The sequence below is a fragment of the Pseudomonas sp. NBRC 111119 genome (assembly GCF_001320125.1).
In the GTDB taxonomy this organism is placed as follows: Bacteria; Pseudomonadota; Gammaproteobacteria; order Pseudomonadales; family Pseudomonadaceae; genus Aquipseudomonas; species Aquipseudomonas parafulva.
On sequence record NZ_BCAV01000006.1, the window covers coordinates 16,063 to 34,588 of the forward strand.

An 18,526-nucleotide genomic window follows, 5' to 3' on the forward strand; every position below is an offset into this window, starting at 1 on the left:
TTAAAGGAACCGCCTGAGCAAATTTTGACCAGTCTGTGGATGAATGGCAGACAACAGAAATCAAAGAAGAGAAATTTATAAAAGCTTTGTTTTTATGTTTATTCTTATGCACAGCCTTATCTGTGGATAAGGTTCTGCACGCCTTTCAAATAGCCATGTACAGAGAAATTAAACCCTGTGGCCTAGTACCCAGGAGGGCTATGGATAAGCGGTTTTAGCCTGTGCATAAAAGGTCTGTTTACCCACAGGGCAGTTTACCCTCAACAAAAACGCCTGCTTATCAACTGAGCTCATTGAGGGTTTTCCACAGGGCTCCTGTTACCCAATTGAGCCCGAGGCGGCCAAAAAAAGCGCAAAAAAAAGCCGCTCCATGTGGAGCGGCTGTGCCCGAGGCTGCGGTGAACTACTTGCCGATGCAAAAGCTCGAGAAAATTCGGCCCAACAGGTCGTCAGAACTGAAGGCGCCTGTGATCTCGCCCAACGCTTGCTGCGCCTGGCGCAGGTCTTCGGCCAACAACTCACCGGCACCCGCAAGCGTCAGTTGTGCCCGCCCATGCTCCAGGTGCTCACTGGCCTGGCGCAATGCATCAAGGTGTCGACGGCGGGCGCTAAACCCGCTTTCGGCAGTTTGCTCGTACCCCATGCAGGCCTTGAGGTGATCACGCAGCAACTGCAGGCCGCCATCGTTGCCTTTGGCACTGAGGGTGAGGGTGACGTGGCCATCCGCGCTCTGCTCAAGCGCAATAGGCTCACCACTCAGGTCTGCCTTGTTGCGGATGAGTGTGACCTTGGACGGGTCAGGCCGCTGGTCGAGAAACTCCGGCCACAGCGCGAACGGGTCACTGGCTTCGGGTGCGGTGGAGTCCACCACCAACAGCACACGGTCCGCTTCACCAATGGCCTTGAGCGCACGTTCAACGCCAATTTTTTCTACCTGGTCTTCGGTTGCTCGCAACCCTGCGGTATCCACAACGTGCAGGGGCATCCCGTCGATGTGGATATGTTCACGCAGGATGTCCCGGGTGGTGCCGGCGATATCAGTGACGATTGCCGCTTCACGCCCCGCCAGCTGGTTTAGCAAGCTCGATTTGCCGGCGTTGGGCCGACCCGCAATTACCACAGTCATGCCATCACGTAGCAAGGCGCCCTGCCCGGCTTCGCGCTGGACTGTGGATAACGTTGCTCGTACAGCATCCAGCATCGACAGCACGTGGCCATCGGCAAGGAAATCAATCTCTTCCTCAGGGAAGTCGATTGCAGCCTCCACGTAGATGCGCAATGCAATCAGGGCTTCGGTCAGGCTGTGGACACGTTTCGAGAATTCCCCTTGAAGCGACCGCAGGGCATTGCGCGCGGCCTGGCTGGAACTGGCCTCGATCAGGTCGGCGATCGCCTCTGCCTGCGCCAGGTCCAGTTTGTCATTGAGAAATGCGCGTTCGCTGAATTCCCCTGGCCGGGCCAGACGGCAACCCAGTTGTACGCAACGCTGCAGCAACATATCCAGCACCACCGGGCCACCGTGGCCCTGCAGCTCCAGCACGTCCTCCCCGGTGAACGAGTTAGGGCCCGGAAAGAACAAGGCAATGCCCTCGTCCAGCACCAGCCCATCCTCACCTCGAAACGCGCCGTAATGGGCGTGGCGCGGGGTCAGGTGACGGCCGGTGATCCATTCGCCGGCCCTGCCTGCCAGAGGCCCTGACAGCCTGACGATCCCCACCCCACCGCGCCCTTGGGCGGTGGCAATGGCGACGATGGTTTCACGCACAGTATTCATGCTCGAAAGCCTCTACGACAAAAACGACAGATAGCAAAAACGCCCCACTGGGGGGCGTTTTTATTCACAGGCTAGCGCAGTAGCCCGTCAGGCAGCAGCTTTTTTGCTGGCTGCTTCGATGCTGCGGGTGATGTACCACTGCTGAGTGATGGACAGGCAGTTGTTCACAACCCAGTACAGCACCAGGCCAGCCGGGAACCACAGGAAGAAGAAGGTGAAGATGATCGGCATCATTTTCATCACCTTGGCTTGCATCGGGTCCGGCGGGGTCGGGTTCAGACGCTGCTGGATGAACATGGTGGCGCCCATGATGATCGGCAGGATGAAGAACGGATCCTTGATCGACAGGTCGGTAATCCACAGCATCCAGGGGGCCTGGCGCATTTCGACACTTTCCAGCAGCACCCAGTACAGGGCCAGGAATACCGGCATCTGCACCAGGATTGGCAAGCAGCCGCCCAGCGGGTTGATCTTCTCTTTCTTGTACAGCTCCATCATCGCCTGGGACATCTTCTGGCGATCGTCACCGAAGCGTTCTTTCAGCGCGGCCAGCTTGGGCGAAACGGCACGCATGCGCGCCATGGAACGGTAGCTGGCAGCCGACAACGGGAAGAACAAGCCTTTGATCAGCATGGTCAGCACGATGATCGACCAGCCCCAGTTACCCAGCAGGCTGTGGATATGTTGCAGCAACCAGAAAATCGGCTGGGCAATGAACCACAGGAAGCCGTAGTCCACCGTCAGTTCCAGGCCTGGGGACAACTCCTTGAGCTTGGACTGGATCTTCGGACCGGCATACAGCATGGCACTGGTTTCGGCCTTGCCGCCCGCAGGCACGCTAAGTGCCGGGCCGGTGTAGCCGATGATGTAGTTGCCTTGGCTATCCTTGCGGGTCTGGACGACGTTGTTGTCCGACTTGGCAGGGATCCACGCGGTTACGAAGTAGTGCTGCAGCCAGGCGACCCAGCCTCCAGACACATTTTCTTTCAAACTACCTTTGTCGATGTCCTTCATCGAGACCTTTTTGTAGGGCTCGGAAGGTGTCCACAGGGCTGCGCCCAGGTAGGTGGCGGTACCGGTAGCGGTGCTCGACGATGGATCGGAGCTGGCATCACGCTTGAGCTGGGCAAACATGTTGCCGCTCCAGGCCTGGCTGCTCTGGTTGTCGATCAGGTAGCTGACAGTGAGGTCGTATTCACCGCGCTTGAAGCTGAAGCGCTTGATGTAGTTGACGCCGTTGTCGCTGAACTTCAGGTCGACGACCAGTTGCTCCTGGCCGTCGGCCAGCTGATAGCTCTTCTGCTCGGCCGCATAGAGTGGGCGACCGGCCGAACGTGCATCAGGGCCGTTGGCGCCTGTCAGGCCGCTTTGTGCCAGGTAGACGCGTTCGCCACCGTTGTCGAACAGCTGGAACGGAATATCCGGGTGATCCTGACGGCGCGGGTACTGCGGCAGGTTCAGCTGGACGATGTCACCACCGACCGGATCGATAGCCAGGTTCAGGACGTCGGTCTTGACCCGGATCAGGTCCTTGCTGACAGCGACCGGTGCGAGCTCGGCCTGGCTGGTCTCGGCGTTGGCACTAGGCACATCGGCGCTGGCGCCGGCGTTACCCGCCGGTACACCGTCAGGCAAGCCCGGGTTGGCAGTGCTGGCAGCAGTATTCTGAGTCGGCAGGGCAGCCTGGCCGTAGTCCTGGTTCCACTTGAGGACCATGACGTAGGACACGATTGCCAGGGCGACGATCAGGATCGTGCGTTTAATATCCATGATTACTCGGCTATCGAAGAAGTTCGGGAGGAAGGAGCGGGAGGAACGGGATCGAAACCGCCGTCGTTCCACGGATGACAACGCCCCAGGCGACGAACGGCTAGCCACCCACCACGCCAGAGGCCGTGGTTTTCGATGGCTTCATAGGCATAACAGGAACAGCTGGGGAAGAAACGACAGTGGCTGGCCATCAGAGGACTAATGGCATAACGGTAAAACTGGATCGGAACGAGTGCCAGTTTACGCATCTTGGCTGTCTACCCCTACGGAATTGGCGGTGGCTGCTGGTGCCGGTCGGCTGCGCGCCAGGCGTTTCCAGAGCTTGCCAAAGTGTTGGTGCAATTCCGGGTTTTCCACTTCACCCAATCCCTTGCGCGCGACGATCACGATGTCCAGGCCGGCAAGCGTTTGCTGGTTAAGACGAAAGGAATCGCGCATCAAGCGCTTGAGGCGGTTGCGTTGAACGGCGAGCTTGACACTCTTCTTGCCGATCACCAGGCCAAGGCGCGGGTGATCCAGCCCGTTCTCGCGAGCAAGGATCAGCAGGTTTTTCCCTGGAACCTTGCCGGTTGGGGAGTCGAAGACCGCTTTGAAATGCCGGGGTGTAAGCAGTCGCTTTTCCCGACTGAAGTCCTGACTCACCACCTGTGCCGAAAAATCAAATGGCCAGACGCTTACGGCCTTTGGCACGACGACGCGACAGTACGGCGCGGCCGTTCTTGGTAGCCATACGAGCACGGAAACCGTGAGTGCGCGCGCGCTTGATGGTGCTTGGTTGGAAAGTACGTTTCATGGCGTGTTACCTGGGTTTGTCGACGACGGGCCGGGATGGCCCCCTTTTAAGAGACCGGCGATTCTAGAGAAAGCAAGCCCGTAGGTCAATTTCCAACCAGCCTTTCCTTATGTACGGCGGGATGAGTGGCAGCGCGCGGTGGGCCAGCGTCGGCTTGATTGAGCAGTCAGATCACGTTCAACATGAAAAAAAGAAGAGACATATAAAAAGCTTTTCTGAAGAACTTATAACGCTTAGGTGGATAACTTTCTGTGGATAACCCCTCACAGGCCTTGTAAAACAGGCTTTTCAGCGATTCAAAAGTCTGTTTCAAACCGGTGCTGCGCCTGTTTCGGGCCTGGAGAGAACATGTGGATAAAAGAGGTCGTTATCCACAGTGGAGTTATCAACAGATTTCGACCCAGGGTTGTGCATAGCCCTCAGGTTGCGTTATCCACAGGGTTTATTCACAGCTGCGTCAGGTCGTTTTAGTCGGTAAATGGCTGTTTTGCCATGGCTACCGTGGTGTCCACATGTGGATAAGTTGACGCTCGATCGGTACAATGGCGGTTTGTTTCGGCCTTATCCGGCTTTCAAACTCAGGGGATATCCGTGTCAGTGGAACTTTGGCAGCAGTGCGTAGAGCTTCTGCGCGACGAACTGCCTGCCCAACAATTCAACACCTGGATCCGTCCGTTACAGGTCGAAGCCGAAGGCGACGAGTTGCGCGTCTACGCGCCCAACCGTTTCGTCCTTGATTGGGTCAATGAAAAGTACCTGGGGCGTTTGCTGGAACTGTTGGGGGAAAATGGCAGTGGCATTGCCCCCGCTCTTTCGTTGCTGATTGGCAGCCGTCGCAGCTCAGCACCCCGTGCTGCACCCAACGCCCCGGTGAGTGCAGCCATCGCCGCCTCGCAGGCCCAGACCCAGGCGCAAAAAGCCGTGCCTGCTGCTGTGGCCCCCGAGCTTGCTGCGGTGGCCCCGGCCGAAGCTTCCACTGTTGAACAATCCGCTCAGCAGTCTTCAAGGGACAGCTTTGACGCCATGGCCGAACCTCCCTCGGCCCCTGTCGTCAATGGCCGGGCCGAGCAACGCACCGTGCAGGTAGAGGGCGCGCTCAAGCACACCAGCTACCTGAACCGCACGTTCACGTTCGATACCTTTGTAGAGGGCAAGTCCAACCAGCTGGCCAGGGCAGCGGCATGGCAGGTGGCCGACAACCCCAAGCACGGGTACAACCCGCTGTTCCTTTATGGGGGCGTGGGCCTGGGCAAGACTCACCTGATGCACGCTGTGGGTAACCACCTGCTGAAGAAGAACCCGAATGCCAAGGTGGTCTACCTGCATTCGGAGCGCTTTGTCGCGGACATGGTCAAGGCGCTTCAGCTGAACGCCATCAACGAGTTCAAGCGTTTCTACCGCTCTGTGGATGCATTGCTGATCGACGATATTCAGTTCTTCGCCCGCAAGGAGCGCTCCCAGGAAGAATTCTTCCACACCTTCAACGCCCTGCTCGAAGGTGGCCAGCAGGTCATCCTGACGTCCGACCGCTATCCCAAGGAAATCGAAGGCCTTGAAGAGCGACTGAAGTCGCGTTTCGGTTGGGGCCTGACTGTGGCAGTCGAGCCGCCAGAACTGGAAACCCGTGTGGCGATCCTGATGAAGAAGGCCGACCAGGCCAAGGTCGAGCTGCCGCATGATGCCGCGTTCTTCATCGCCCAACGCATACGCTCCAACGTTCGTGAGCTGGAAGGTGCGCTGAAACGGGTAATCGCCCACTCCCACTTCATGGGGCGCGAGATCACCATCGAGCTAATCCGTGAGTCGCTCAAAGACCTGCTGGCCCTGCAGGACAAGCTGGTGAGTGTGGATAACATCCAGCGCACGGTGGCTGAGTACTACAAGATCAAGATCTCCGATCTGTTGTCCAAGCGGCGTTCGCGCTCGGTGGCGCGCCCACGGCAGGTGGCCATGGCCCTGTCCAAGGAGCTGACTAACCACAGCTTGCCAGAGATCGGCGACATGTTCGGTGGTCGGGACCATACGACCGTGCTGCATGCCTGCCGCAAGATCAACGAACTTAAGGAATCCGACGCGGACATCCGCGAGGACTACAAGAACCTGCTGCGTACGCTGACGACCTGATGGCCGTTGGCGCAGCTAGCTAATTGAAGGCAAGGGACTAGACCATGCATTTCACCATTCAACGCGAAGCCCTGTTGAAACCCCTGCAACTGGTCGCCGGTGTCGTCGAGCGCCGCCAGACCTTGCCGGTGCTGTCCAACGTATTGCTGGTTGTACAGGGCCAGCAATTGTCGTTGACCGGTACCGACCTGGAGGTCGAACTGGTAGGGCGCGTGCAACTCGAAGAGCCAGCCGAGCCTGGCGAAATCACTGTCCCGGCGCGTAAGCTGATGGACATCTGCAAGAGCCTGCCTAGCGATGTGCTTATCGACATCAAGGTGGACGAGCAGAAACTGCTGGTCAAAGCTGGCCGTAGCCGCTTTACCCTGTCGACGCTGCCAGCCAATGATTTCCCCACTGTGGAAGAAGGCCCAGGTTCGCTGACCTGCAACCTGGAACAGAGCAAGCTGCGCCGTCTGATCGAGCGCACCAGCTTCGCCATGGCCCAGCAGGATGTGCGCTACTACCTGAACGGTATGTTGCTTGAAGTCTCGCGCAACACGCTGCGGGCTGTTTCCACCGATGGTCACCGCCTGGCCCTTTGCGCCATGAGTGCACCTATCGAGCAGGACGATCGCCACCAGGTGATCGTGCCACGCAAAGGTATTCTGGAACTGGCCCGCCTGCTGACCGACCCTGAGGGCATGGTCAGCATCGTTTTGGGTCAGCATCACATCCGCGCCACTACCGGTGAGTTCACATTCACCTCCAAGTTGGTGGACGGCAAATTCCCAGACTACGAACGCGTGCTGCCTAAGGGCGGTGACAAGTTGGTAGTGGGCGACCGTCAAGCCCTGCGCGAGGCCTTTAGCCGTACCGCGATTTTGTCCAACGAAAAGTACCGTGGCATCCGTCTGCAGTTGGCTGCCGGGCAGCTGAAAATTCAGGCCAACAACCCTGAGCAGGAAGAAGCTGAGGAAGAGATCAGCGTGGACTATGAAGGCAGCTCCTTGGAGATTGGCTTCAACGTCAGCTACCTGCTGGATGTGCTGGGGGTTATGACCACTGAACAGGTTCGCCTGATCTTGTCGGACTCCAACAGCAGCGCGCTGCTGCAGGAGGCAGGCAACGACGACTCTTCGTATGTTGTCATGCCGATGCGTTTGTAACCCGTAGCAGGCGACATGTCCCTTCGACGTATCATGGTCACCGCGGTGCGCAATTTGCACCCGGTGACACTCTCCCCCTCCCCCCGCATCAATATCCTGTATGGCGACAATGGCAGCGGCAAGACCAGTGTGCTGGAAGCCGTGCATCTGCTTGGGCTCGCTCGGTCGTTCCGCAGCACCCGCTTGAACCCGGTCATCCAGTATGAGCAGGCCGCCTGTACCGTGTTCGGTGAGGTGGAGCTTGCTGAAGGTGGGGCTTGCAACCTTGGGGTATCCCGTGAGCGGCAAGGGGACTTCACCATACGCATAGATGGGCAGAACGCGAGGAGTGCCGCTCAACTCGCGGAGCTGTTGCCCCTTCAGCTGATAAACCCCGACAGTTTCCGTTTACTGGAGGGCGCTCCAAAAATCCGTAGACAGTTTCTGGACTGGGGAGTGTTCCACGTGGAACCTAGGTTCATGCCTGCGTGGCAGCGTCTGCAGAAGGCGCTACGGCAGCGGAACTCATGGTTGCGACATGGTACACTTGATGCTGCTTCGCAAGCCGCCTGGGACAGGGAATTATGCCTGGCCAGCGCGGAGATAGATGAATACCGTCGCAACTATATCAAGGCCTTGAAGCCCGTCTTCGAGCACACCCTGAGCGAGCTGGTTGAGTTGGACGGGTTGACCCTTAGCTACTATCGAGGCTGGGACAAGGACCGGGAACTCCAAGAAGTGCTCGCCTCCTCTCTCCTTCGCGATCAGCAGATGGGCCATACCCAGGCCGGCCCACAACGTGCTGATCTGCGTCTTCGCCTGGCTGCCAATAACGCAGCCGATATCCTGTCGCGTGGTCAGCAAAAGCTAGTGGTATGCGCGTTGCGCATTGCCCAAGGTCACCTGGTCAGCCAGGCGCGGCGGGGTACCTGCATCTATCTCGTGGATGACTTGCCATCCGAACTGGACGACCAGCATCGCCGCGCGTTGTGCCGCTTGCTTGAAGAATTACGCTGCCAGGTATTCATCACCTGTGTAGATCAAGAACTACTGAGGGAAGGCTGGCAGACGGAAACGCCAGTTGCTTTGTTCCACGTGGAACAAGGCCGTATCACCCAGACCCACGACCATCGGGAGTGAAGGCATGAGCGAAAATCAAACGTACGACTCCTCCAGCATCAAGGTGCTGAAAGGTTTGGATGCCGTGCGCAAGCGCCCCGGCATGTACATTGGCGACACCGATGATGGTAGCGGCCTGCACCACATGGTCTTCGAGGTGGTCGACAACTCGATCGACGAAGCCCTCGCAGGTCACTGCGACGACATCACCGTCATCATCCATCCGGACGAGTCCATCAGTGTCCGCGATAACGGTCGCGGTATTCCGGTAGATGTACACAAAGAGGAAGGCGTGTCCGCTGCTGAGGTCATCATGACCGTGCTGCACGCTGGCGGTAAGTTCGATGACAACTCCTACAAGGTATCCGGCGGTCTGCACGGTGTAGGGGTATCGGTAGTGAACGCGCTTTCCGAGAAGCTGGTGCTGACCGTTCGCCGTAGCGGAAAAATCTGGGAACAGACCTACGTGCACGGCGTACCCCAAGCGCCAATGGAAATCGTCGGTGACAGCGAAACCACCGGTACGCATATCCACTTCAAGCCGTCTGCCGACACGTTCAAGAATATCCACTTCAGCTGGGACATCCTGGCCAAACGTATCCGTGAGTTGTCGTTCCTCAACTCGGGCGTTGGTATCCTGCTGAAAGATGAGCGCAGCGGTAAGGAAGAGTTCTTCAAGTACGAAGGTGGCCTTCGTGCATTCGTTGAGTACCTGAACACCAACAAAACCCCGGTGAACAGCCAGGTATTCCACTTCAGCGTGCAGCGCGAAGACGGTGTAGGTGTTGAAGTCGCCCTGCAGTGGAACGACAGCTTCAACGAAAACCTGCTGTGCTTCACCAACAACATTCCGCAGCGCGACGGTGGCACACACCTGGTTGGCTTCCGTTCTTCCCTCACCCGTAGCCTGAACAGCTACATCGAGCAGGAAGGCCTGGCCAAGAAGAACAAGGTTTCTACTACTGGCGACGACGCCCGTGAAGGCCTGACCGCAATCATTTCGGTCAAGGTTCCGGACCCCAAGTTCAGCTCGCAGACCAAAGACAAGTTGGTATCCTCGGAGGTAAAAACCGCCGTGGAGCAGGAGATGAACAAGTACTTCTCCGACTTCCTGCTGGAAAATCCCAACGAGGCCAAGGCTGTCGTCGGCAAGATGATCGATGCCGCCCGTGCCCGTGAAGCTGCCCGCAAAGCGCGCGAGATGACCCGCCGCAAAGGTGCGCTGGACATTGCCGGCTTGCCGGGCAAACTGGCTGACTGCCAGGAGAAGGACCCTGCCCTCTCCGAACTGTACCTGGTGGAGGGTGACTCTGCAGGTGGCTCGGCCAAGCAAGGCCGTAACCGTCGTACTCAGGCCATTCTGCCGCTGAAGGGCAAGATCCTGAACGTCGAGAAGGCGCGTTTCGACAAGATGATCTCGTCCCAGGACGTGGGTACGCTGATCACCGCGCTGGGCTGTGGTATCGGCCGCGATGAGTACAACATCGAGAAGCTGCGTTACCACAACATCATCATCATGACCGATGCTGACGTCGACGGTTCGCACATCCGTACCCTGCTGCTGACCTTCTTCTTCCGCCAATTGCCAGAGTTGGTAGAGCGTGGCTACATCTATATCGCTCAACCACCGCTGTACAAGGTGAAGCGTGGCAAGCAAGAGCAGTACATCAAGGACGACGAGGCCATGGAAGAATACATGACCCAGTCTGCCCTTGAAGACGCCAGCCTGCACCTGGACGAATCCGCGCCTGCGGTATCGGGTGTGCAGCTTGAGGCACTGGTCAATGAGTTCCGCAGTGTCATGAAGACGCTCAAGCGCCTGTCGCGCCTGTACCCGGAAGAGCTGACCGAGCACTTCATCTACCTGCCGGAAGTTACCCTGGAACAGCTGGGTGACCACGCCGTCATGCAGGCCTGGCTGGCCCAGTTCCAGGCGCGTCTGGATAACACGCAGAAGTCTGGCCTTGCCTACAAAGCCAGCCTGCGCGAAGACAAGGAACGTAACGTGTGGCTGCCGGAAGTGGAAATCATCTCCCACGGCCTGGCCAGCTATATCACCTTCAACCGCGACTTCTTCGGTAGCAATGACTACCGCACGGTGGTCAACGTGGGTAGTAAGTTGTCCAGCTTGCTGGGTGAAGGCGCCTACGTGCAGCGTGGCGAACGCCGCAAAGCCATCGTCGAGTTCAAGGAAGGCCTGGACTGGCTGATGAACGAGACCACCAAGCGCCATACCATCCAGCGATACAAAGGGCTGGGTGAAATGAACCCGGACCAGCTGTGGGAAACCACAATGGACCCAACGGTGCGCCGTATGCTGAAGGTCACCATCGAAGATGCCATTGCGGCTGACCAGATCTTCAACACCCTGATGGGTGATGCGGTCGAGCCACGCCGTGACTTCATCGAGAGCAACGCGCTGTCGGTTTCCAACCTGGACTTCTGATCGGGTTGTAAATTGCCCCGCAGCAAAGAGCCCGCTTCGGCGGGCTTTTTGCTGTTTGAATAAAAGACAGATGACAGGTCACGTCGCGGGGTTAACCCCCAGCGCCTTCAACCGCCGATACAGGGTGCGCTCGCTTACGCCAAGGTGCCGTGCCAGTTCGCTGCGCGAGCCGTTGAAGTGCGCCAGCGCCTGCGCCAGATTCCCCAACTGGCCAGCCCCCCTCCCATCCCAACTTCCGGCGCCCATGTTCGCGCCAACGTCCTCCGGTAAATGCTCAGGCTTGATCACGCCGTCATCAGCAAACAACCTCGCCCGCTCCAGAATATTGCGCAGTTCACGGATATTGCCGGGGAACGGATGCAGCGCCAGTTGCTGCAATGCCGCCTCATCCACGCTGGCAGTGGGTGTACCTGCCATGCGTTTTAACAAGCTCTCGGTCAGCAGGGGCAGATCCTCTACCCGCTCCCTCAGTGCCGGCAGGCGAATGGGGAAGCCGCTGATGCGGTAGTACAGGTCCTCCCTGAATGTGCCGTCAGCCACCATCTGCTTGAGCGGTTTGTGCGTGGCCGATACCAGGCGGAAATCAGAGTGCACCGTACGCAGGCTGCCCACCGGGCGAAAGCTGCCTGTCTCGATCAGCCGCAACAGCTTTACCTGCATCGGCAACGGCACTTCACCGATTTCGTCCAGGAACAGCGTGCCGCCATGGGCCGCTTCGGCCAGGCCGATCTTGCGCTGGTTTGCCCCGGTGAAGGCACCCTTCTCGTAGCCGAACAACTCGCTCTCGAACAGTGAATCGGTCAGGCCCGTGCAGTCGACTACCACCAACGGGCCGTTAGCTCTCGGGCTGCCCATATGCACGGCGCGGGCAAAAAGCTCCTTGCCGGTGCCTGACTCGCCCTGCAGCAAGACCGGGATCTGCGCCGGCGCTGCACGTTGCAGGCTGGCAAGCGCAGCCTTGAAGGCCGGCGCCCGGCCGACAAGCCCCTGCTCCTGGGGCTGCGCCGAGGCGAGGGCTATGCTGGTGAGACGCTCGACAAACGCTACCACCCTGCCCTGCTCGTCGAGAATCGGCCGCAGCTCTACATCCACATGCTCCGGGCCCCGTGGCGTGTGGTGAATGTGCAGGACGCGCTCAGGCTGCTTGCTCCCCCAGGCTTTGCGCAGGGGGCAGTGCTCACCGGCCTGATCGCAGGGCACTGCATAGTGGTGAGATACCTTGTGACATTTCTCGCCAAGTGGCGCCTGGTCGTCGCGGCCAAACTGACGGCGGTAGGCAGCATTGGCGGCCAGAATGTTGTAGTCGGTGTCCAGGACGATGGTGGGCAGCGCATCATGTTCCAGGTAAGACACCAAGGCCAGAATAAGCGGATGTGGTTCAGGCATGACGGCACCGGTCTGATAACCCGGTCGAGGGTAACAAGGACTGCCAAACACTGCCATCGGCTGACAGCCAGCCTGCCATTTCGGCTGCCAAAGGGTGACGAGGCCAGTGACACCTGCCCTGAAGCAGCCTGTATTCGCTTGAAGGCGCCTGGCATGCATCTTGATAACCCTTCCCCTACCACCTGTGTCCGTACGAGCCCGGTGGACAATTGGAGAACGTGATGATCATCGGTAACAACCTTCAAGTGGAAGCCTTCTTTGACAAGGCAACCTCGACCATCAGTTATCTGGTGATGGACCGCGAGACGCGCCAGTGCGCACTGATCGACAGCGTGCTGGACTACGACCCCAAGGCTGGCCGCACCAGCACTGCTTCTGCGGACCAGCTGATCGCGCGGGTCGAAGCACTCGATGCCAAGGTGCAGTGGGTGCTTGAAACCCATGTGCATGCAGACCACCTTTCGGCAGCGGCCTATCTGAAAGGCAAGCTGGGCGGTTGTACGGCCATCGGCGCGCACATCACCCAGGTGCAGAAAGTGTTTGGTGCCCTGTTCAACGCGGAGCCCGACTTTGCCCGGGACGGTAGCCAGTTCGATGCCCTGCTTGAGGATGAAGAAGGGTTTCGCATTGGCAACCTGCATGCTCGCGCCCTGCACACACCGGGCCATACACCCGCCTGCATGAGCTTCATGATCGAGGATGCCGGCGAGACAGTACTGTTTGTGGGGGACACCCTGTTCATGCCGGACTACGGCACCGCCCGTTGCGATTTCCCAGGCGCCGATGCACGCACGCTGTATCGCTCGATTCGCCGCCTGCTGGCCTTCCCCGACACCACCCGTTTGTTCATGTGCCACGACTACCTGCCTGAGGGCCGGGCCCTGCGATACGTCACCACCGTAGCCGAACAGCGTGCCCACAATATCCATATTCACCAAGGTGTCGACGAAGACAGCTTCGTTGCCATGCGCGAAGCGCGAGACAAAACCCTGGACATGCCTGTGCTGATCTTGCCGTCGGTGCAGGTGAACATGCGCAGCGGCCAGTTACCCGCGCCGGACGACAACGGCGTGCGTTACCTGAAAATCCCGATCAACGCCCTGTAACCGCTTTGCCCCATAACCAGAACTCAGGATTCATTGCCATGCCTGCCTTGTTGTCCCCTGCCACCTGCACACACCATCAGGTGCTGATTGTCGGCGCCGGTGCCGCCGGCATCGCCACTGCCTCGAGCCTTATCAGCCGCGACCCGTCGCTGGATGTGGCGTTGATCGAACCCGCCGAGGTGCATTACTACCAGCCAGGCTGGACCATGGTAGGTGCCGGTGTATTCGATGCACCCAGTACTGCCCACACCATGGCGTCCACCATCCCTCGCGGCGTGCGCTGGCTGCAAGCCCGGGTCACGGGCTTCGACCCGGTCAGCCGGCACGTGGTGCTGGAGGGCGAGCGGACGATCAGCTACGAGCAACTGGTGGTGTGCCCCGGGCTCAAGCTGGACTGGGCTGCCATCGATGGGCTTGAAGACACCCTTGGCCGCAATGGCGTCACCTCCAACTACCGCTACGACCTGGCACCCTACACGTGGGAGTTGGTGCAAAACCTCAAGCAGGGCCGCGCGCTGTTCTGCCAACCGCCCATGCCGATCAAGTGTGCTGGCGCGCCGCAAAAGGCGTTGTACCTGTCGTGCGACCACTGGCTGCGTCACGGCCGATTGGGCGCGGTCAAGGCGAGTTTCTACAACGCCGGCGGCGTACTGTTCGGTGTGTCTGACTATGTGCCTGCGCTCATGAAGTACATTGAGAAATACAACGTCGACCTGCATTTCTCCCAGCGTCTGGTAGCCGTGGATGGCCCGAACAAGCGCGCCACATTCGTGCGAACACTGCCTGATGGCAGCAGTGAGCGCCACACCGAACCTTTCGACATGCTGCATGTGGTGCCGCCACAAGTGGCGCCGGACTTCATTCGTAACAGCCCTTTGGCTGACAGCAACGGTTGGGTGGATGTAGACCCTCATAGCCTGCGCCATCGCACTTACGCCAATGTGCATGCCTTGGGTGACGTCGCCAACACCACCAATGCCAAGACTGCCGCCGCCGCCCGCAAGCAGGCGCCCGTGGTCGCCAATAATGTGCTGGTAGCGTTGGGCAGGCGCACGGGCCTGGCCAGGTATGACGGTTATGGTTCATGCCCGCTGACCGTCGAGCGTGGGAAGATTGTGCTGGCTGAATTCACCTACGGCGGCAAGCTGGCGCCCAGCTTCCCCACATGGCTACTCGACGGCCGGCAGCCGACCCGCCTGGCCTGGTTGCTCAAGGCCCGTGTACTGCCACCGTTGTATTGGCAGGGCATGCTCAAAGGGCGCGAATGGCTAGCCCGGCCCGCACCGCTGGCCACCGAGGGCGCGCAGTGATCGAGCATCAGCTGCTGGGCGCAGGCCTGGGCGCGATCATTGGCGCGGTGCTGGCACTGACCGGTGCCGGGGGCGGCATTCTTGCTGTGCCTCTGCTGGTGTTCGGCCTGGGGCTGACGATGGTTGAAGCTGCCCCCATCGGCCTGCTGGCCGTTGGGTTGGCAGCCGCTGTGGGGGCTATTATCGGCTTGCGCCAAGGGGTAGTGCGCTACCGTGCCGCATTGCTCATCGCAGCGGTGGGCGTTCTGTTCGCACCATTGGGTCTGATGATGGCCCATCACCTACCCAACACCCCACTGCAGTTGCTGTTCGGCGGCGTGCTGGTCTACGCCTGCCTGCGGATCTGGCGCAAGGCTGCCCGCGAGCTTAAGGGTGAAACCGTGGGTGCACACCGGCTGATCGAGCCTTGTGTGCTCAACCCGCTGCAGGGCCGTTTGCGCTGGACGCTGCCCTGCGCAAGGGCGCTCGCCGGCACGGGGGCGTTGTCCGGTCTGCTTTCAGGGCTGCTGGGTGTGGGCGGTGGTTTTGTCATCATCCCTGCCCTGAACCGCTACACCAATCTGCGCATGGCCAGCATCGTTTCAACATCGCTGGCGGTGATCGCGCTGGTATCGGCTGGCAGCGTTATCAGCGCCACCCTGGCTGGTGTAATGCACTGGCAGGTGGGCGCGCCTTTTGCCCTGGGGGCAGTGGTCGGGTTGTTAATGGCGCGGCCCCTGGCAGCAAGGCTGGCGGGGCCACGCTTGCAGCAACTGTTTGCGCTAGCCGGTTGGGCCGCAGCGTTGATGCTGATGGGCAAGGCGTTACTGGGCTAGCAGTTCGTCCTGCTCTGCAGCGCACAATGCCAGCAGGTAGTCCCAGACCACCCGCAGGCGTACCGACTTGTGCAGTTCGCGGCGTGTACAAATCCAGTAGCTGCGCTGGATGGTTTCGCCCGGCAGTACGCGCACCAGGGTTGGATCATGGCGGGCCATGTAGTTGGGGAGTACGGCGATGCCCAGCCCGGCCCGCGCCGCCACCTGCTGGGCGATCACGCTGGTGCTGCGAAACACCACGTTAGGCGACCGGCAAAAGCTGTTGAGAAACAGCAGTTCCTGGCTGAACAGCAGATCGTCCACATACCCGATCCAGCTATGGCGGGCCAGGTCTTCGCGGGTGCTCAACGGCGCCGAGCGGTCCAGGTAGGCCTGGCTTGCGTACAGTGCCAGGCGGTAGTCGGTGAGTTTGCGGGTAATCAGCAGATCGGCGCTGGGCCGCTCCAGGTGAATACTGATTTCGGCCTCGCGGTTCAAGATGCTCACAAAGCGCGGTACCGCCACCAACTCAACCTCAAGGCCCGGGTAGCGTTCGAACAGGGCGTTCATGCGTGGCGTGAAGAACATGATGCCGATGCCCTCGGTTACCCCCAGACGAATCTTGCCAAGGGGGGCAATGGCCTGGGTGATTTCTTCCTGCGCCAGCAGTGCGACGTTTTCCATGGCCTCGGCATGCTTGAGCAGCGCATGCCCCGACGGGGTCAGTTCATAGCCTTGGGCATGCTGGACAAACAACGCGGTGCCCAGGCTCTGCTCGATGCTCTCGATGTGCCTGGCGACGGTGCTGTGAGTGGTGTTAAGCCGCTTGGCTGCCGTCAGCAGGCGGCCGCTGCGCTGCAACTCCAGGAAAAACCGCAAATCGTTCCAGTCGAACATGCTGATCCCTGTACGTTCGAACGCCCACTCAGCCTGGGCGTTGCCATGGTTACCGTTGTGCTAAAACGCACAGCGGCTGCGCGAAATCTCGTCTTTATTCCACGAAATTACTCACTAAGCTGGATCAGGACAAGAATAAAAACAGTTCAGAGGTCGCCAATGCCATCAACCGATTCTGCCTTTGACTACGTGGTCGTGGGCGCTGGCCCTGCGGGTTGCCTGCTTGCCAACCGGCTGTCTGCCGACCCTTCCAGCCGTGTTCTGCTGCTGGAGGCCGGGGGCCGTGACAACTACCCCTGGATTCATATTCCCGTCGGCTACCTTTACTGCATCGGCAACCCGCGCACCGACTGGTGCTTCAAGACCGAAGCCCAGCCAGGGCTGGCTGGCCGAGCACTGGGTTACCCTCGGGGCAAAGTGCTGGGTGGCTGTTCCTCCATCAATGGCATGATCTACATGCGCGGCCAGGCCGCCGACTATGACGGTTGGGCCGAGCAAGGCAATGCAGGCTGGGCCTGGAAAGATGTACTGCCGCTGTTCAAGGCCAGTGAAAGCCACTTCGCCGGCGCCAGTGAGTTCCACGGCGCCAGCGGCGAGTGGCGGGTAGAGCGCCAGCGCTACAGCTGGCCGATCCTCGACGCCTTCCGCGATGCCGCTGAGCAGGTTGGCATCGGCAAGGTGGATGACTTCAACACAGGCGACAACGAAGGCTGTGGATATTTTCAGGTGAACCAGCGCAGTGGTGTGCGCTGGAATGCTGCCAAGGCATTCTTGCGCCCGATCCGGCACCGGCCCAACTTGACGGTGCTGACCGGTGTGCAGGTGGACCAGGTGCTGCTGAACAATACCCGCGCGCGGGCGGTGAAGGCGTTCTGGCAAGGTGGCTGGCACGAGTTTGCGGCGCGCCGTGAAATCATTCTGTGTGCGGGAGCGGTGGGTTCACCCGGTATCCTGCAGCGCTCCGGGGTGGGCCCAAGCCAGTTGCTGACCCGCCTGGGCATCGGTGTGCGCCATGCCATGCCTGGCGTTGGCGGCAATCTTCAGGACCACCTGCAACTGCGCCTGATCTATCAGATCGGCAACACCCGTACCCTCAACCAGATGGCCAACAGCCTGTGGGGCAAGATGGGCATGGGCCTGCGTTACCTTTACGATCGCAGCGGCCCGCTGGCCATGGCCCCCAGCCAGTTGGGGGCGTTCGTGAGGTCGAACGCGCAGCAGGCCAGTGCCAACCTGCAATACCATGTACAGCCTTTATCGCTGGAACGCTTCGGCGAGCCTCTGCACACGTTCCCCGCCTTTACCGCTTCGGTGTGCAACCTGCGCCCGGCCAGCCGCGGGCGTATCGATATCCGTGACACGGACATGAACAGTGCACCGCTGATCGACCCCAATTACCTCAGCGACCCGCAGGACCTGCGCGTGGCTGCCGAAGCCATTCGCCTTACCCGCCGTATCGTCCAGGCCCCTGCCCTCGCCGCCTTCGCGCCGAAGGAATACCTGCCAGGTGCGGCCCTGCACAGCGAGGCAGACTTGATCGAGGCGGCTGGCAAGATCGGCACCACCATCTTCCACCCCAGCGGCACCTGCCGCATGGGCAGTGGCACGCTGGACGTTGTGGATAACCAGCTGCGTGTGCATGGCATCCCCGGGCTGCGTGTGGCGGATGCCTCGATCATGCCGCAGATCACCTCCGGCAATACCTGCTCACCCACCTTGATGATCGCCGAGAAAGCGGCGCAGATGATTCTCAAAGGAGCCAATACCCCAACCTACGTGAGCGAAAACGCACTACCGACGCCCTGACCAGGGTGCGTGCAACACCGGTAGCTTGCGGTCGAAAGCTGCCGACAGTGGAACAACAAGAATAATCACTGTGG

At 59.8% G+C, this 18,526-nt stretch carries 15 protein-coding genes; 8 read left to right on the forward strand and 7 right to left on the reverse strand.

Going from position 1 to position 18,526, the window contains the following annotated elements:
• Positions 1-403: 403 nt before the first annotated feature.
• The 5 genes from mnmE to rpmH form a co-directional block, all read right to left on the reverse strand.
• The gene (gene mnmE, locus APH25_RS02650; RefSeq protein WP_028632797.1) at positions 404-1,774 is read right to left on the reverse strand and encodes a tRNA uridine-5-carboxymethylaminomethyl(34) synthesis GTPase MnmE; all 1,371 of its coding nucleotides are present in this window, start codon (positions 1,772-1,774) and stop codon (positions 404-406) included.
• 87 nt (positions 1,775-1,861) lie between these two features.
• Positions 1,862-3,544, reverse strand: coding sequence for a membrane protein insertase YidC (gene yidC, locus APH25_RS02655; RefSeq protein WP_028632796.1), 1,683 nt, complete (start codon positions 3,542-3,544; stop codon positions 1,862-1,864).
• 2 nt (positions 3,545-3,546) lie between these two features.
• On the reverse strand, positions 3,547-3,792 hold the full coding sequence (gene yidD / locus APH25_RS24785; protein ID WP_075046823.1) for a membrane protein insertion efficiency factor YidD: 246 nt from the start codon (positions 3,790-3,792) through the stop codon (positions 3,547-3,549).
• Positions 3,785-4,189 carry a ribonuclease P protein component gene (gene rnpA / locus APH25_RS02660; protein ID WP_028632795.1) on the reverse strand — a complete coding sequence of 135 codons (405 nt, stop codon included), beginning with the start codon at positions 4,187-4,189 and terminating at the stop codon, positions 3,785-3,787. The genes yidD and rnpA overlap by 8 nt, the downstream gene beginning before the upstream one ends.
• A gap of 13 nt (positions 4,190-4,202) precedes the next feature.
• Entirely contained in the window at positions 4,203-4,337 is a 135-nt protein-coding gene (gene rpmH / locus APH25_RS24790; protein WP_003253163.1) for a 50S ribosomal protein L34, read from the reverse strand.
• A gap of 591 nt (positions 4,338-4,928) precedes the next feature.
• On the opposite strand from rpmH, the gene dnaA reads away from it, so the two are divergent.
• Genes dnaA through gyrB form a run of 4 tightly spaced genes read left to right on the forward strand, consistent with a single transcriptional unit; the run spans position 4,929 to position 11,153 of the window.
• Positions 4,929-6,461, forward strand: coding sequence for a chromosomal replication initiator protein DnaA (dnaA, locus tag APH25_RS02665; protein ID WP_060480965.1), 1,533 nt, complete (start codon positions 4,929-4,931; stop codon positions 6,459-6,461).
• Between the two features lie 44 nt (positions 6,462-6,505).
• Positions 6,506-7,609 carry a DNA polymerase III subunit beta gene (gene dnaN, locus APH25_RS02670; RefSeq protein WP_028632793.1) on the forward strand — a complete coding sequence of 368 codons (1,104 nt, stop codon included), beginning with the start codon at positions 6,506-6,508 and terminating at the stop codon, positions 7,607-7,609.
• 15 nt (positions 7,610-7,624) lie between these two features.
• The gene (recF, locus tag APH25_RS02675; RefSeq protein ID WP_060480966.1) at positions 7,625-8,728 is read left to right on the forward strand and encodes a DNA replication/repair protein RecF; all 1,104 of its coding nucleotides are present in this window, start codon (positions 7,625-7,627) and stop codon (positions 8,726-8,728) included.
• A 4-nt stretch (positions 8,729-8,732) separates the two neighbouring features.
• Positions 8,733-11,153: a DNA topoisomerase (ATP-hydrolyzing) subunit B gene (gene gyrB, locus APH25_RS02680; protein ID WP_060480967.1), complete on the forward strand. Its 2,421-nt coding sequence runs from the start codon at positions 8,733-8,735 to the stop codon at positions 11,151-11,153.
• A 78-nt stretch (positions 11,154-11,231) separates the two neighbouring features.
• Here gyrB and APH25_RS02685 read toward each other — a convergent pair whose 3' ends face one another.
• Positions 11,232-12,539: a sigma-54-dependent Fis family transcriptional regulator gene (locus APH25_RS02685; protein WP_028633193.1), complete on the reverse strand. Its 1,308-nt coding sequence runs from the start codon at positions 12,537-12,539 to the stop codon at positions 11,232-11,234.
• 221 nt (positions 12,540-12,760) lie between these two features.
• Between APH25_RS02685 and APH25_RS02690 the strand changes: the two genes are divergently transcribed.
• From APH25_RS02690 to APH25_RS02700, 3 genes are read left to right on the forward strand one after another with little or no spacing between them, the layout of a single operon-like run.
• The gene (locus APH25_RS02690; protein ID WP_060480968.1) at positions 12,761-13,645 is read left to right on the forward strand and encodes an MBL fold metallo-hydrolase; all 885 of its coding nucleotides are present in this window, start codon (positions 12,761-12,763) and stop codon (positions 13,643-13,645) included.
• A gap of 38 nt (positions 13,646-13,683) precedes the next feature.
• Complete coding sequence (locus APH25_RS02695) at positions 13,684-14,955, forward strand: FAD/NAD(P)-binding oxidoreductase (RefSeq protein ID WP_060480969.1); 1,272 nt, start codon at positions 13,684-13,686, stop codon at positions 14,953-14,955.
• A complete protein-coding gene (locus APH25_RS02700; protein ID WP_060480970.1) occupies positions 14,952-15,770 on the forward strand; it encodes a sulfite exporter TauE/SafE family protein in 819 nt (272 codons plus the stop codon). Before APH25_RS02695 ends, APH25_RS02700 begins: the two co-directional genes overlap by 4 nt.
• Here the strand turns inward: APH25_RS02700 and APH25_RS02705 are convergent.
• Positions 15,759-16,646, reverse strand: a complete 888-nt coding sequence (locus APH25_RS02705; protein WP_060480971.1) for a LysR family transcriptional regulator — start codon at positions 16,644-16,646, stop codon at positions 15,759-15,761. The genes APH25_RS02700 and APH25_RS02705 overlap by 12 nt on opposite strands.
• 159 nt (positions 16,647-16,805) lie before the next feature.
• On the opposite strand from APH25_RS02705, the gene APH25_RS02710 reads away from it, so the two are divergent.
• Positions 16,806-18,452 carry a GMC family oxidoreductase gene (locus APH25_RS02710; RefSeq protein ID WP_028633188.1) on the forward strand — a complete coding sequence of 549 codons (1,647 nt, stop codon included), beginning with the start codon at positions 16,806-16,808 and terminating at the stop codon, positions 18,450-18,452.
• The last annotated feature ends 74 nt before the right edge of the window (positions 18,453-18,526 follow it).

Bases quoted from the DNA above. Each gene is read 5' to 3' on its own strand.
- APH25_RS02705 (WP_060480971.1), bottom strand. From the start codon at position 16,646: ATGTTCGACTGGAACGATTTGCGGTTTTTCCTGGAGTTGCAGCGCAGC.
- rpmH (WP_003253163.1), bottom strand. From the start codon at position 4,337: ATGAAACGTACTTTCCAACCAAGCACCATCAAGCGCGCGCGCACTCAC.
- yidD (WP_075046823.1), bottom strand. From the start codon at position 3,792: ATGCGTAAACTGGCACTCGTTCCGATCCAGTTTTACCGTTATGCCATT.
- dnaN (WP_028632793.1), top strand. From the start codon at position 6,506: ATGCATTTCACCATTCAACGCGAAGCCCTGTTGAAACCCCTGCAACTG.
- APH25_RS02710 (WP_028633188.1), top strand. From the start codon at position 16,806: ATGCCATCAACCGATTCTGCCTTTGACTACGTGGTCGTGGGCGCTGGC.
- gyrB (WP_060480967.1), top strand. From the start codon at position 8,733: ATGAGCGAAAATCAAACGTACGACTCCTCCAGCATCAAGGTGCTGAAA.
- APH25_RS02685 (WP_028633193.1), bottom strand. From the start codon at position 12,539: ATGCCTGAACCACATCCGCTTATTCTGGCCTTGGTGTCTTACCTGGAA.
- APH25_RS02695 (WP_060480969.1), top strand. From the start codon at position 13,684: ATGCCTGCCTTGTTGTCCCCTGCCACCTGCACACACCATCAGGTGCTG.
- APH25_RS02690 (WP_060480968.1), top strand. From the start codon at position 12,761: ATGATCATCGGTAACAACCTTCAAGTGGAAGCCTTCTTTGACAAGGCA.
- mnmE (WP_028632797.1), bottom strand. From the start codon at position 1,774: ATGAATACTGTGCGTGAAACCATCGTCGCCATTGCCACCGCCCAAGGG.
- recF (WP_060480966.1), top strand. From the start codon at position 7,625: ATGTCCCTTCGACGTATCATGGTCACCGCGGTGCGCAATTTGCACCCG.
- yidC (WP_028632796.1), bottom strand. From the start codon at position 3,544: ATGGATATTAAACGCACGATCCTGATCGTCGCCCTGGCAATCGTGTCC.